Here is a 14,733-nt window from a genome sequence, read left to right as displayed (position 1 = left end):
ATGCAAATTCATCCGCCGGTTGAGACGGCTTCCACGGGGTCGACGACGGCGCGCGCCCGGTCGGCCCACGCCTGCCGCACGCATATGCGCCGCTCGGCATACCTCCGCGCGCCGGCGCCTGACGTGGCTCAGCGGCGGACGTGGCCGTCCCCGGTCACGATGTACTTCGTGCTGGTCAGCTCCGGGAGGCCCATCGGGCCGCGGGCGTGCAGCTTCTGCGTGGAGATGCCGATCTCGGCGCCGAAGCCGAACTGGCCGCCGTCGGTGAAGCGGGTGGAGGCGTTGACGGCGACCGTGGTCGAGTCGACCAACTGGGTGAAGCGGCGGGCCGCCTGCTGGGAGGTCGTCACGATGGCCTCGGTATGGCCGGAGGTCCACAGCCGGATGTGCTCGACGGCCTTGTCCAGGGAGTCGACCACGGCCGCGGCGATGTCGTACGACAGGTACTCCGTCTCCCAGTCCTCGGCGGTCGCCTCGACGACGGTGGCCTTGGAGTCCTTGGCGTAGGCCTGCACGCGCTCGTCGGCGTGGACGGTGACCCCGGCCTCCGCGAGGGCGTCCAGGGCGCGGGGGAGGAACTCGGCGGCGATGTCCTGGTGGACCAGGAGGGTCTCGGCGGCGTTGCAGACGCCGACCCGCTGGGCCTTGGAGTTGATCAGGATCTCGACGGCCATGTCGAGGTCGGCCTGGGCGTCGACGTAGACGTGGCAGTTGCCGGTGCCGGTCTCGATGACCGGGACGACGGACTCCTGGACGACCGTGTTGATCAGGGAGGCGCCGCCGCGCGGGATGAGGACGTCGACCAGGCCGCGGGCGCGCATCAGCTCGCGCACGCTGTCGCGGCTCTCGCCGGGGACGAGCTGGATGGCGTCGGCGGGCAGCCCGGCGCCGCCCACGGCGTCGCGCAGGACGCGCACGAGGGCCGTGTTGGACTGGTAGGCCGAGGAGGAGCCGCGCAGCAGGACCGCGTTGCCGGACTTCAGGCAGAGGGCGGCGGCGTCGACGGTGACGTTCGGCCGGCCCTCGTAGATGATCCCGACGACGCCGAGCGGCACCCGGACCTGGCGCAGGTCGATGCCGTTGGGCAGCGTGGAGCCGCGGACGACCTCGCCGACCGGGTCGGGCAGGGCGGCGACGTCGCGCACGTCGGAGGCGATGGCGCGGACCCGCTCCGGGGTGAGCGTGAGCCGGTCGATCATGCCCTCGCTGATGCCGGCCTCGCGGGCCTTGGCGACGTCCTTGGCGTTGGCCTCGACGATCTCGCTCGTACGGACCTCCAGCGCGTCCGCGATGGCGAGCAGCGCGTCGTCCTTCTCGGCCCGCGGCAGTGGCGCGAGGCTCGCGGCGGCGGCCTTGGCGCGGTAGGCGGCCTCGGTGACCGGGGACATCGAGTCGTACGGAGAGAGCGTGGTCATGAGGGAAGGGTAGTGCGCGGAGCGGGTCCGTTCACGGCGTGTTCCACACCCCGAGACACTTACCGAGACGCTTGCCGAAACACTTCCCGGGACCGGCCGGACCGGTTCAAAACGGATGCACGCCGACCGGTGACGCCGGCGGCGGCCCGTATCCCTCGGCGATGCGCTGGTGGTAGGTCGCGCGGTCGATGACCTCCAGGCCGACGATCTCCCAGGGCGGCAGCCCGGCGGTCTGCCGGTGCTCGCCCCACAGGCGCAGGGCGACGGCGGCCGCGTCGTGCAGGTCGCGGGCCTCCTCCCAGTAGCGGATCTCCGCGTGGTCGACGGCGTACCGGCTGGTCAGGAGGAAGGGGTGGTCGTGGGCGAGCTGCTCCAGGGCGCGCCGGACCTCGGGGAGCGGGGCCTCCTTGCCGGAGACGCTGAGGGTGACATGCCACAGGCGCGGGGTGTCCGCGGGTTCCTCGCCCTCGAACCGGTCCCCGGCCGCCACACTGGTCAGGGCTCGCTCGTCACCGGCCGCGCGAGAGCCGGTACCACCACGGGACGCCGGCGTCCCAGGGCGCACTCGTCTCACGACGGCCTCCTTCGCTCAGTGGCGCCGCTCGTGGCGCTGCTGCGGAACAGTTCCCTGGGACAAAGTTGAGCAGGCCGCAAGGGATCGCGTGGCGGTTTTGCGGAACGTCCACCACCGGGGACGGACGTTTCGACACATTACGGGTGCAGGACCACCAGGTCGTCCCTGTGTACGACCTCACGTTCGTACGCGGGTCCGAGTTCGCGCGCCAGTTCCCGGGTCGAGCGGCCGATCAGCCGGGGGATCTCCTTGGCGTCGAAGTTGACCAGACCGCGGGCCACCGCGTGCCCTGCGGCGTCGCGCAGCTCGACGGGGTCACCGGCGCTGAACTCGCCCTCGACGGCGGCGATCCCGGCCGGCAGCAGCGACTTGCGGCGGTCCACGACGGCCTGCACGGCGCCGTCGTCCAGAGTGAGCGCGCCCTGCGGGGTGGAGGCGTGCTGGAGCCACAGCAGCCGGTCGGCGGAGCGCTTGCCGGTGGGGTGGAAGTAGGTGCCGGTGTCCTGGCCGGTCAGGGCGTCGGCCGCGTGGATCGCGCTGGTGAGGACGACGGGGACGCCGGCGGCCGCGGCGATCCGGGCGGCCTCGACCTTGGTGACCATGCCGCCGGTGCCGACGCCGGCCTTGCCCGCGCTGCCGATCTCGACCTCCGCGAGGTCGGAGGGGTCGCGCACCTCGGCGATGCGGGAGGTGCCGGGCTTCGCGGGGTCCCCGTCGTAGACGCCGTCCACGTCGGACAGCAGGACCAGCAGGTCGGCGTGGACGAGGTGGGCGACCAGGGCGGCGAGGCGGTCGTTGTCGCCGAAGCGGATCTCGTCCGTGGCGACGGTGTCGTTCTCGTTGACGATCGGGAAGGCCCCCATCGCCAGCAGCTTGTCGAGGGTGCGCGAGGCGTTGCGGTGGTGGGCGCGGCGGCTCATGTCGTCGGAGGTCAGGAGCACCTGGCCGACGCGGACGCCGTAGCGGGCGAAGGAGGCGGTGTAGCGGGCGACCAGCAGGCCCTGGCCGACGCTGGCGGCGGCCTGCTGCCGGGCCAGGTCCTTGGGGCGGCGGCGCAGGCCCAGCGGGGCCAGCCCGGCGGCGATGGCGCCCGAGGAGACCAGGACGATCTCGCGCTCGCCTCCGCTGCGGACCTTGGCGAGCACGTCGACCAGCGCGTCCACGCGGTCCGCGTCCAGGCCGCCGGAGGCGGTGGTCAGCGAGGAGGACCCGACCTTGACGACGATCCTGCGGGCCTCGCCCACGGCCTGCCTTGCCCCTGCCACGTCGCCGTCCGTCCCCTCACTCCGATGCGGTCGCTCACCAGGCAATCTACGGGACGGCCGGAGGGGACGCGGCCCCGGTCCACGCTACGGACGGTACGGCCCGCGTCACGGGACGACGGCCACGCCCTCGCGGTGAGGGACGCGGGCCGTCACACCCCCACGCTCCGTGCGCCGGGCGCCCCCCCCCCGGCACGCACCGGCCCCCGCCCTCCCCCGCTCCCCGGACACGCGCGTGTCGTCAGGAGGTCGCCGCGCGTTAACCCGGACGGCCGACCTGGGCCGCCCCGACGCTCCTGGAGACCGCAGTGCCCGTACCCCTCCCCCGCCCACCGGCCCTGTTCAAGGGGCTGGGCGCCTTCGTCCTGGCCGCCGCGTTCGCCGCCCAGGCGGTCGCGGCGCTGCTGCCCCACGTCCCGCTGCTGCTCGCCGCGACAGCCGTCTCCCTGGCCACCGAGGGCGCCCTGTACCGGTGGCAGCGCGGGGTGCTGTCGCTGTTCGCCAAGTCGCACGCGGACATCACCGTGCGGCACGTCCTGCGGGACCTGCTGCTGGTCGTGGCCCTGCTGCGGCTCGGCGAGCAGGACCGGGAGACGGTGTACGCACCGCTGGTCGCCGGGCTGCTCGCGTTCTACGTGCTGCACTGCGCGATCCAGGCGGTCTCCGTGCTGGTGCGCCGCACCCGCACCCTGCCGGTGGTGACCCGGAACATCGACGCCTCGGTGCTGCGGCTGTCCCCGGCGCCGTCCGTGCTGCTGCGCCGCCCCGGCCACCGGCTGCTGGTGTTCGGCCTGCCGGCGACGGCCGGGCTGCTGGCGTCCGTGCCGGGCGACCGGCCGGTGTACGCGGCGGCGGGCGTCGCGCTCTCCCTCGCCCTCGCGCTCACCGGCCTCGGCGCGCTGCTGCTCCGGCTGCTGCCGGGACGCCGCCCGGCGGGCGAGCAGGAGGTGCTCGAGTGGTTCGACGGGTGGCTGGCCGCGTACCGGCCGACCGTCGGCCTGTACTTCTCCGGCGGCGCCTCCTCGGCCTACCAGGCGAACATGTGGCTGGAGCCGCTCGCGAAGCTGGACGGCAGGCCGGTCATCGTGCTGCGCGAGCGGTTCATGGTGCAGAAGATCGCCGCGACGGACATCCCGATCGTGTGCCTGCCGAAGGTGTCCACGCTGATGCGGCTGGAGCACTCCACGCTCCAGGTCCTCATCCACCCGTCGAACTCCGGCAAGACCTCGCAGGTGCTGCGCATCCCCACGATCAAGCACACCTTCGTCAACCACGGCGAGAGCGACAAGCTGTCCTCGTGCAACCCGTACGCGAAGGCGTACGACGAGGTGTGGGTGGCCGGCCCGGCGGCCCGCGAGCGGTACGCGCTGGCCGAGGTCGGCGTCGAGGACAAGGACGTGGTGGAGACGGGCCGCCCGCAGCTGGACGGCGTGACGCCCTACGCGGGCCCGCCGACGGGGACGTGGACGACGGTCCTGTACGCGCCGACCTGGGAGGGCTGGGACGGCAACCCCGGCAACACCTCGGTCGTGGAGGCCGGCGAGAACCTCGTGCGGGCGCTGCTCGCCGACCCGGGCGTGCGACTGCTGTACAAGCCGCATCCGCTGACGGGGTCGGTGGACCCGCGCGCGGGCGCCGCCGATCTGCGCATCCGGGAGCTGATCCGGGCGGCCAACCGGGAGCGGGGCGAAGCGCGTCCCCCGGCCGGTGCGGACCTGGCCGCCCGCGCCGCCGAGCTGGACCGGCTCACCACGTCGGTCTTCCGGGCGGGGGCCGACACCGTGGAGCGGATGCTGGTGCAGTCGGCGCCGGAGCCGGGCCGCGCGGAGGCGGTGGCGCGGGCGACGGCGGCGTGGGAGGAGGCGTACTGGGCCTCGCTGCCGGAGGGTGAGCACCAGGTGGTCACGGACGCGCGGCCCGCGCTGTACTCCTGCTTCAACGTGTCCGACCTGCTGATCAGCGATGTGTCGAGCGTGATCAGCGACTTCCTGGCGAGCGGGAAGCCGTACGCGGTCGCCAACACCAGCGGGCTGCCCGAGGACGCCTTCCGTGCGGCGTTCCCGACGGTGGCGGCGGCGACGGTGCTCACGCCGGACGCGGCCGGGGTGCCCGAGCTGCTGGAGGCCGTCCGGCACCCGGAGAAGGACGGACTGGCCGAGGCGCGGGCCGAGTTGAAGCTGCGCCTGCTGGGGCCGGCCGAGCCGTCGTCGCAGGAGCGGTTCGGCGAGGCCGTACGGGCGCTGTGCGCGAAGGCCCGGGACCACCGGGCCCGGGTGGCGGAGCGCCTGGCCGCGGAACTGCCCGGCCAGCGCACGGAGGCGGCGGTCCCGGCCGCACCGCGCTGACGGACAGGACGACGGGACGAACCGCGGGGCCACTGGAGGAATCCGGTGGCCCCGCACCGCTGTCGGCGTGGCGTCGGCGCCTGCCTGCGGTCACCGGCCGCACGTCGCCCACGCAGGCCCGGCGCCGGCGCCGCCCACGGTCACGCCGCCGGCCGCACCTCGCGTGAGTGCAGTACCCGGCGCGCCTTGCGCACCGCACGCCGCATGAACGTGTCCACGCCGCCCTCGCGGTAGCCCGGGAAGGCGCGGGCCTCGCGCGGTTCGGCGAGGTACACCGAGTCGGGGATGCCCGCGGCCCGGTCGCGGAAGTGCGGGTAGACCAGGTAGACCCGGCGGCCCTTCCTCTCCAGGAGGGCCGCCGCCTGCTTCTTGGCCTTCACGAACTTCACGACGTCCAGCAGCAGTTCGGGGCGCTGCTCGGCGACCAGGTGCAGGCGCAGCCGCTCGTGGACCTTCAGGCGCTGGGCGACGCCCTCCGTCCAGTAGGCGTCCATCAGCGGCTTGGCCAGCTCGAACTTGTGCCGGCGGATCTCCTCGCTGTCCGTGAGGTACTTGGGCCCGAACTGCGGCAGCAGGGTGACGAGGAAGGGCCGGATCATCAGCTGGTCGCGCCGGCCGCCCGCCGGGAGGTGCTCGGCGATGAGGTTCATCAGGGCGCGCGCGGAGTCGAAGCGCAGTGTGTAACTGCCGCTCTTGGTCACGTGCTTGCCGTCGTCACGGCCCACCAGGTAGTAGCAGGTGTGGTCGGCGACCACGGAGACGCCGTCCGCCCGCAGGTACGCCTCCATGGTGAACAGCGCGTCCTCGCCGGTGAACAGCGACTCGTCGAACCGCATGCCGTGCCGCTCCAGCAGCTCACGGCGGAACAGCTTCTGCGCGCTGAGCGTGAACTTGATGTTGGAGGAGAAGACGTCCGTCCGCTCCACCGTCTTCCCCCACATGGACTTCGGCGCGGAGCGGTTGACGCCCTCGACCTTGCCGAGGACGACGTCCGTGCCGGCGCGGTCGGCCATGGCGACCATCCGCTCCAGGGCCTCGGGGCCCAGCCGGTCGTCGGCGTCGAGGAAGAAGACGTAACGTCCGCTCGCCTTGCCGAGGCCGACGTTGCGCGGGCCGCTGGGGCCGCCGGAGTTCTGCTGCCGGACCACCAGGACGTGCATGGGAGCGCGCTCGGCGAACTCCTCCAGGTACTCCCCCGTGCCGTCCGTCGATCCGTCGTCCACCGCGATGACCTCGATGCGCTCCGGATCGAGGGTCTGTGCCTCGACGGACGCGAGGCACTCGATCAGGTACGGCATCGCTTCGTACGCCCCGATGATCACACTCACATCAGGCTGCGCAACGGTCACGTTTCCCCCTAGTCAATGGGATATTCCCCCCGTATCGCCTCATTCGCTACTTGGTAGACGAGTGATCGAGGCAAGCGGTTGCCTCAAACACACGTGTTAGTGAGACACCTCACACGGTGAACCCACAGGAATCGGGAAAGCGAAAGGGTTCGGCCCCCGAGGAAGACTCCTCGGGGGCCGAACCCCTCAGCGGGCGGCGGCAGTTCAGGCCGTGCCGACACCGTCCGTCTCACCGGCCGCGGACACCCGCTGCCCGGGTACGGCGTTCGCCAGCTCGCCCTCGGCGGCGGCCGAGACCCTTGACTCCTGGCCGACGTTGCGCGTCTCGGCCTTGATGGCGAGGTTCGCGACCGCGGTGTTGAACTGGTCGATGGAGGTCGGCTCGTCCGGCCCCAGCAGGTACTGCTTGAGCTCCTTGCGGTCCTCGGCCAGCGGATCGGCGGCCGGGTCCCGGACCGCGTCGAGCAGCTCGCCCAGCTCGGACGCGCTGTTGGAGAGGATCACCGCGGCACGCACCGCCGTGTTGTTCCGCTTGAACTCCTCGGCGCCCACCTCCGCGGAGTCCGTGACCGCGTACGGCTTGCCGCTCGCGATGAAGTCGGAGACCACGCTGGAGATGTCCGAGACCATCGCGTCGGAGACATTGAAGCAGTCGTACAGCCGCGGCTCGGCGCCGGTGATGACGCGGTGCTCCCAGGTGGGGAAGGAACGCCAGTAGGCGTCGTTCCACTCGGCGCGCAGCCGGGCGACCTCCTCGTGCCGGGCGGCGTCGACCAGCCCGTCACGGGTGGCCTCGGCCTCGTCGCGGCCCTTGTCGCCGCCGGTGCCGACCAGCTCGGCGATGCGCGCCTCGATCCGGGCCAGCTCGGCCTTGGCCTGCGCCTGAGCTGCGCTGTCGGCGGCGAAGCGCGAGTCGGCGGCACGCTCGGCGGCGGCCTTCCGGACCAGGGCGGTGATGCGCTGGTGGGCGGCCTTGGCCTCCTTGCTGACGGTGCCGGTGAACGGGTGCGGCTTGTACAGCACCCGGACCGGCGGGTCGGCCGTGACCAGCCGGTTCACGATGTTCTCCCCGGCGAGCACGATCGAGGTGTTGCCCGGGTTGCCGTCCCAGCCCTCCCAGGTGGGGGCATACAGGACCGTGGGGATACGGCCGTCCGGGACACCCTGCCAGGTCTGGATCGGGGCGAGCTGCGGGCGGCCGACCTCGACGATGTCGTCGTCCCGGACACCGACGTCGGCGATGGCGTAGCGGTCGCGGCCCGCGCGGCCGGCGGTCCACACCTCGTCGTAGACCTTGCTGAACGGGTTGACGCTGGCCAGCTTGTCGCTGTCGCCGTGGCCGATGAAGACGTGCTTCATGGTGGGCACGCGCAGCAGGTGGATGTTCTTGCCGACGTTGGCCGCGTAGAGCGCGACGCGCACCGTGGACAGGTCCAGGTTCATCAGGTGCACCCCTCCGGGCACGCAGATGACGGGGACCGTGGTGGGCGCCAGGTTGTTCAGGATGACCCGCTCACGCAGGATGATCAGCGGCTTGGAGTCCAGGTTCTCCATGGTGTCCAGCCACATGTTGACCTGGTAGGCGGAGTCCTTCGAACCGGAGAAGTACAGGACGGTCTCCGGCTTGTACTCGCCCAGCCAGTCGTCGACGGCGGCCAGCACGCGCTCGGCCTTCGGCGGGATCTTCCGGCCGCGCACGTACGGCACGAGCGCCAGGACGTACAGGGTGCCGAGGGCGACCGTGATACCGATGCCGACGAAGCCGATCAGGGCCGACTCGACCTGTGCGGCGACCAGGATGCCGACGACCGCCGCGAGGTCGAGGTGCAGCATCTTCTCGGCGGAGCGGTGCAGCAGCCCGCGCGGCGGGGCGTCCGGGATCCGGATCCGGGACTTCAGGTCGATGTTGCGCGTGGCGACCGGCATGCGGCGGCGGTTGCGGATCAGCTGGACCAGCGCGCCGTGCGGGGCCTGCAGACCGTAGAAGGCGATGAAGCAGGCGATCGCCCCGTAGTAGATCAGGTTGTCCGCGAGGGACAGCCGGGCCAGCAGCAGCACGAGCAGCAGCTGCCGGATCAGGAAGCGGATCGACAGGCCCGCCCGGACCTTGCCGAGGCGGTTGATCAGGTAGCTGCCCTTGCGGTGCAGATAGTGGTCCGCCAGGTACGTCACGGCGGCCGCTGCCGCGAAGGCGGGGACGCTCGGGACGAGCGCGGCCAGCATGAGAGCGGGGAAGCCCGCCACCATGAGGACCGCCGCGGCCAGCTCGGCCGCGCTGCCCACCCGGGCGACGCGAATAGCGGTGGATATCACGGAGAAACCTGCTCTTGGGAGGGGTGTGCCGGTCTTGTTCTGAAATGCGGCTGGTCTGTGAATATTCGCGAGACTGTATGGATTCAGGCCCCTGCGAACACTCCTGTTGACGAACCCCGTTAACAGGAGGGCGCAGAGGCCTGAATTACTGAAGTCTATTTGGCGCCAATTATTACACGCCGTCCTGCCGGTCCAGCACCGAGGCCAGCGCCTGCTCGAAGCCGGACGCCCGGGCCGCGCCGGCCGTCGGGTCCTGCTGACGGACGTCGATGACGTGGCCGGTCAGCTCGGACAGCAGCACGTCCAGCGAGGTGCGGGCCACGGCCTCGGAGGACAGCAGGGAGCCCGCCGGCTCCTGGCCGAAAGCCTTGGTGCGCATCGGGGTGGCCGTGCGCTCGGGGTTGATGCAGTTGACGCGGACGCCGTCACCGGCCCACTCGTCGGACAGGGCCTGGGTGAGGTTCACCATCGCGGCCTTGGTCGAGGAGTACAGGCTGTACTCGGCGCGGCCGCGGGTGTAGCTGCTGGAGGTGTAGAGGAGCAGCTGGCCCTTGGTCTCGGACAGGTACTTGTACGACGAACGGGCGATCTGCACCGGGGCCAGGTAGTTGACCTTCAGCGCCTCCTCGATGGTGGCGTTGTCGGTCTCGGCGAGCTTGCCGATGCGCAGCACGCCGGCGGTGTTCACCACGTAGTCGATCCGGCCGGTCTCGGCGTACGCCTTGGACAGCGCGTCGTCGACCTCCTCCGGGTTCTCCACGTGGGTGCCGGTGGTGGAGCGGCCCAGGGCGTAGACCGTGGCGCCGTAGGACTCGGCGAGCTCGGCGATGTCCTTGCCGATGCCGTAGGAGCCGCCGAAGACGACGACCGTCTTGCCGGTCAGCAGCTCACGGTAGGCCTCCTCCGAGACCTGCTCGGGCGCGGCCGTGGAGGCCAGCTGGAAGAGCTTGTCGGCGATGAAGACGTCGACGGGCTGGGTGACCTTCATGTTGTACTCGTCACCCGCGACGACGTGGATCGGCACGTCGGGCAGGTACTTGAGCACCACGGAGCAGTCGTCGGTGGCCTGGAAGTTGGGGTCGCCGGACGCGACCTCGTAGGCCCGCTTGATCGTGGACAGCTTGAAGGCCTGCGGGGTCTGGCCGCGGCGCAGCCGGGAGCGGTCCGGGATCTCGGTGATGAACTCGCCGTCCTCGCCGTGCGTGCGCGTGACGATGATGGTGTCCGCGGACGGGATGGCGACGTCGACCGCCTGGTAGCGCTCCAGCGCCGCGACGCAGTCGTCGATGACGCGCTGCGACAGCAGGGGGCGCACGGCGTCGTGGAAGAGGACGTTGACGTCCTCGCCCTCGGCCAGGCCCTCGCCCAGGGCGGAGATGGCGCGCTCGGTGGTCTCGTTCCGCGTGGAGCCGCCCTCGATGATCTTCGAGACCTTCTTGAATCCGGCCTTCGCGACGATCTTCTCGACATCGGGCACGTAGCCCGGCGCCATCAGCACGATGACGTCGTCGATCGAGTCGGCGTTCTCGAAGGTGGTCAGCGTGTGCTCGATGACTGCCTTGCCGGCGATCTTCAGCAGCTGCTTGGGGATCGACAGACCCACCCGCTGACCGGTGCCACCGGCCAGGATCACTGCGGTGGTACGGGGCTTGGCTATGTGCTGGGACACAGGTGACCTACCTTGGGGCGACAGGGAACTTGGAAATGGTCCCACTTGTGGTTACCGCAGTGCAAGGTGAGCGACCTCCGCCGCATATGTGCGCGCAACCTGCCATTCACCTCTCACTCCTGGTGATTGGTGAGACGGTTCCGTGGACGTGCGCGAAATGCGCTGTGAGTAACTCCACAGGAGCGCAGCGGCGTCGGAGTCGCCTGCGGCAGCGGTGACCCAGGACCTTCGCGAGTTCCTTGGACGACGTCCGGTGCACGGTACGCGCTTTGACGGCCTCCCGCGCACCGCGCCCGGCGCCGGAGGCGGCACGGACCAGGCCCCGGTGTGCGGATCTTCACGCCCCGGGACGGGGGACTGCACGCGTTCTTCATGAACCCGATCGCGAATAGGGCGCGCCCCGCGGCTCATTGCCGCGGAATTCCCGGTCAAGATTCCGCAGCAATTCGGTCTCGGCGAGAGCAATACGCCTCAGGAGCGGGTCGGACTTCTCACACGGCTCGCCCGTCGCGCACGGCGAAGAGCCCGGGACTCCGAGGAGTCCCGGGCTCACCGGTGGGTCGTGGGCCGGGTCAGACGACCTCGACGCCCGGACGGCCCGCCTCGACCCGCAGGCGGGCCAGGGTGCTCGGCGTCGCCGTCGGCTGCCGCACCGTGTCGACCACCCTCACCTGCGCGTCGATCCCGGCCCGGCGGATGTCGAAGAGGTGGTAGCCGCGGTGCGCGTCGAGCAGCTTCCAGTGCGGGTTGTCGGGCCGCCGCGGGTCCCACTCCCTGCGGAAGGCCGCCTGGTCCTGGTCGCCGTTGCTGGAGATGGAGGTGCCGACGAACTCGGCGCCGACGACCGCGGAGTCCGGGTCGGCGTAGTCCTCCTTGAGGTCGCTGATCATCGTCAGGTGCCGGTCGCCGGAGAGCACCACCGGGTTGCGGACCTGCTTGAACTCCTCCATGAACCGGTTGCGTTCCGCCTGGTAGCCGTCCCAGGCGTCGTAGAACCAGAGCTTGCCCTCGCCGACCTTGAGGTCCGTCTCGGCCATCATGATCTGGGAGGCGATGAGGTTCCAGCGGGCGGGCGAGTCCTGGAGCCCGTTCAGCAGCCACTGCTTCTGGCGGGCGCCGAGCATGGTCAGCGACGGGTCCTGGGCGCCTTCCTGGCTGGTCGCCTGGTCGCTGCGGTACTGGCGGGTGTCCAGGACGTTGAGACGGGCCAGGCGGCCGAACTCCAGGCGGCGGTACATCCGGATGTGGGGGCCGTTCGGGACGGCGGTGGCGCGCACCGGCATGTGCTCGTAGAACGCCTGGTAGGCCGCGGTCAGGCGGGCCACGAACGCGTCGTGCGGCTGCTTGTCGGGGTCCTGCGGGATCTCGCCGGCGAAGTCGTTGTCCACCTCGTGGTCGTCGAAGGTCACCACGAACGGCGCGTTCGCGTGCATCGCCGCGAGGTCCGGGTCGGTGCGGTACTGGGCGTACCGGTTGCGGTACTGGACGAGGCTGAACGGCTCACCGGTGCCCTCGTGCCGCCGCAGGGCCGTCGCCGAGGGCGTGGACTCGTAGATGTAGTCGCCGACGAACACCACGACGTCCGGGTCCTGGTCCAGCATGTCGGCGTACGGCGTGAAATAGCCGTGCTGCCAGTTCTGGCAGGAGGCCAGCGCCATGCGCAGGGAGCCACCGGAGCTGTAGGGGTGGGGCGCGGTGCGGGTGCGGCCGGTGGGCGAGAGCTGTCCGCTGGTGCGGAAGCGGTACCAGTAGGTACGGTCCGCGCGCAGTCCGCGTACGTCCACGTGAACGCTGTGCCCGTACTCGGGCCGGGCCTGGGCGGTGCCCCGGCGGACGAGCTTTCTGAACCGGGAGTCCTCCGCGACCTGCCACTCCACCGGCACCACGCGGTCGGGCATACCGCCGCCGTTCAGCGGGTCCGGGGCGAGCCGGGTCCACAGCACGACGCCGTCCGGCAGCGGGTCCCCGGAGGCGACGCCGAGGCTGAACACCCCGTCGGGCAGCGGCGTCTCGGCCGCGTGGGCGGCGGCCGGAACCCACAGCTGGGCGGAGGCCGCGGCGCCGAGCACCGCGGCACCGGCGGTCAGAAAGCGGCGTCGGTCGGGGGATACTGCTCCGGTCATCGGCTGACTCCCTTACCTCGCTGGCCACTTGGACACTGGGAAGCTTCACGCTCGCGGGCGGTCCGCCCGCTGAACGCCGGGGTTCACGTACATGACAACTAAGCAGACAAAAGGAGACCCGCCGCCAGCGCTGGAACAAGCCTTTACCGGGGCGGGTCTGACGGGTGATCAGTAAGCGAAACCGGTGCCCAGCCGGGCACCTGAGGCGGTCGTACCGAGGAGCGTGTTGCCGAAGGCCGTGGTGCCGTTGGGGCTCACGACGGTCGTGGGGCCGGACCTGAAGTACCAGACGGACCCGGCGTTGCCGTTCTCCCCCGGCGCGCCGGCGGCCAGGTCGGCCAGGCCGTCGCCGTTCGCGTCCGCGAGGTGCACGGCCTTGCCGAACGCGTCGGCCGTCTCGGCGGCGCCCGGCACGTTGGGCGTGTTCTGCGTGACCACCTGGGCCCCACTGCCGGTGAGCCCGTCCGCGGTGCCGCGCAGGACGACGACCGCGCCCGCGCCGGACGCGGTGCCCAGGTCCTCGCCGGGCAGGCCGGTCACCACGTCCGGGTGGCCGTCGCCGGTGACGTCGGCGACCTGGACGTCCGTCCCGAAGCCGTCGCCGCGCTCGGCGGAGCCGGGCACGCCGGGGCTGTCCTGGTTGAGGTACCTGGCCCTGGTGCCGTCGGCCCCGTCCGCGCCGCCCGGTATCCAGGTGATCCGCCCGCCCTTGGCCGCGGGGGTGTCGAGGTCGCTGTCGTACCCGTCGACGGCCCGACCGACCACGATGTCGTCGTAGCCGTCCCGGTCGATGTCCCCGATGTCGAGGTTCTCGCCGCCCTGGAGCCGGTAGCCGTCGTCGCCCCGCACGGTGGTGTACGGGGAGAGCCCCTGCCTGCCGCCCGGCCAGTACACGACCCGGCGGGCGTCGTACTCGTCGCCGTCGTTCTCGGTGGCGGCGACGTCGGTGATCCCGTCGCCGTTGATGTCACCGGCGGCCAGGTCGAGGACGCGGCTGTCGAACTCGTCCCGCACGATCTGCTCGCCGGCGTCCGAGGAACCGTCGCGGGAGAACGGGCCGTTCAGCACGCGCAGGTTGAACTGGTTCTCCACGGTCACCAGGTCCTCGGCACCGTCGCCGTTCACGTCGCCGACGGTCAGCCGCCCCTGGGCGCCGAGCCCGTCGTAGGCCTTCCCGGTGGCCAGGACGGCACCGCCGGACAAGCCCTTCGGGCCGCCCCACAGGACCTCGACGAGCCCGGACTCGGCGCCGCCGTCGGCGGTGTCCTCCCGGCCCACGCCGACGACCAGGTCCGCGTACCCGTCGCGGTCGAGATCGGCGGTGGTGAGCGCGCTGCCGAAGGCGTCGTCGGTCTCGGGGCTGCCGGGCACACCGGCCGTGCTCTGGCTGAGGACCTGCCGCGTGGTGACGTTCAGCCCGTTCGCGGAGCCGTAGACGATGGCGACGTAACCGGCTCCCGCCTTGCCGCCGACGGTCGCGCTCGGGGCGGCCACCGCGAGGTCGGGGTGGCCGTCGCCGTTGAAGTCGTCGTGGAGCTTCGCCGCGGTGGACGCGGCGGCGGGCTCGGCGTGCGCGACCACCGGGGTGGTGACGGCCGCGACGACGGCGACGGCCGCCGCGACCGTTCGGCCGAGCCTGCGCTTGCTCATGGACTGGGGCACGTGAACTCCGATGATCCGCTG

Annotated in this window: 9 protein-coding genes; 1 reads left to right on the top strand and 8 read right to left on the bottom strand. The window is 71.6% G+C overall.

Annotated elements, in window-relative coordinates; all coding sequences use genetic code 11:
- Window positions 1-128: 128 nt before the first annotated feature.
- From ACSUPV_RS27215 to proB, 3 genes are all read right to left on the bottom strand, one after another.
- Entirely contained in the window at window positions 129-1,415 is a 1,287-nt protein-coding gene (locus ACSUPV_RS27215; protein ID WP_382615571.1) for a glutamate-5-semialdehyde dehydrogenase, read from the bottom strand.
- 106 nt (window positions 1,416-1,521) lie between these two features.
- Window positions 1,522-1,980 carry a hypothetical protein gene (locus ACSUPV_RS27210; RefSeq protein ID WP_031114083.1) on the bottom strand — a complete coding sequence of 153 codons (459 nt, stop codon included), beginning with the start codon at window positions 1,978-1,980 and terminating at the stop codon, window positions 1,522-1,524.
- A 146-nt stretch (window positions 1,981-2,126) separates the two neighbouring features.
- On the bottom strand, window positions 2,127-3,233 hold the full coding sequence (proB, locus tag ACSUPV_RS27205) for a glutamate 5-kinase (RefSeq protein ID WP_037767500.1): 1,107 nt from the start codon (window positions 3,231-3,233) through the stop codon (window positions 2,127-2,129).
- Window positions 3,234-3,559: 326 nt separating this feature from the next.
- Between proB and ACSUPV_RS27200 the strand changes: the two genes are divergently transcribed.
- Entirely contained in the window at window positions 3,560-5,596 is a 2,037-nt protein-coding gene (locus tag ACSUPV_RS27200) for a hypothetical protein (protein ID WP_436948750.1), read from the top strand.
- A 140-nt stretch (window positions 5,597-5,736) separates the two neighbouring features.
- Here ACSUPV_RS27200 and ACSUPV_RS27195 read toward each other — a convergent pair whose 3' ends face one another.
- The 5 genes from ACSUPV_RS27195 to ACSUPV_RS27175 all read right to left on the bottom strand — a co-directional run bounded on the left by ACSUPV_RS27195 (window position 5,737) and on the right by ACSUPV_RS27175 (window position 14,700).
- Entirely contained in the window at window positions 5,737-6,945 is a 1,209-nt protein-coding gene (locus ACSUPV_RS27195; protein WP_031114092.1) for a glycosyltransferase family 2 protein, read from the bottom strand.
- 204 nt (window positions 6,946-7,149) lie between these two features.
- Window positions 7,150-9,228, bottom strand: coding sequence for a hypothetical protein (locus ACSUPV_RS27190; RefSeq protein ID WP_037767508.1), 2,079 nt, complete (start codon window positions 9,226-9,228; stop codon window positions 7,150-7,152).
- A gap of 202 nt (window positions 9,229-9,430) precedes the next feature.
- Window positions 9,431-10,927, bottom strand: a complete 1,497-nt coding sequence (locus ACSUPV_RS27185) for a bifunctional cytidylyltransferase/SDR family oxidoreductase (protein ID WP_031114094.1) — start codon at window positions 10,925-10,927, stop codon at window positions 9,431-9,433.
- Window positions 10,928-11,499: 572 nt separating this feature from the next.
- A complete protein-coding gene (locus ACSUPV_RS27180) occupies window positions 11,500-13,050 on the bottom strand; it encodes an alkaline phosphatase D family protein (RefSeq protein WP_037767511.1) in 1,551 nt (516 codons plus the stop codon).
- Window positions 13,051-13,218: 168 nt separating this feature from the next.
- Window positions 13,219-14,700 carry an FG-GAP-like repeat-containing protein gene (locus tag ACSUPV_RS27175; protein WP_382615567.1) on the bottom strand — a complete coding sequence of 494 codons (1,482 nt, stop codon included), beginning with the start codon at window positions 14,698-14,700 and terminating at the stop codon, window positions 13,219-13,221.
- Between the last annotated feature and the right edge of the window lie 33 nt (window positions 14,701-14,733).

The sequence above is a fragment of the Streptomyces sp. SudanB52_2052 genome, assembly GCF_964272415.1.
Lineage (GTDB): Bacteria > Actinomycetota > Actinomycetes > Streptomycetales > Streptomycetaceae > Streptomyces > Streptomyces olindensis.
This window is presented reverse-complemented; position numbering and strand designations above follow the sequence as displayed.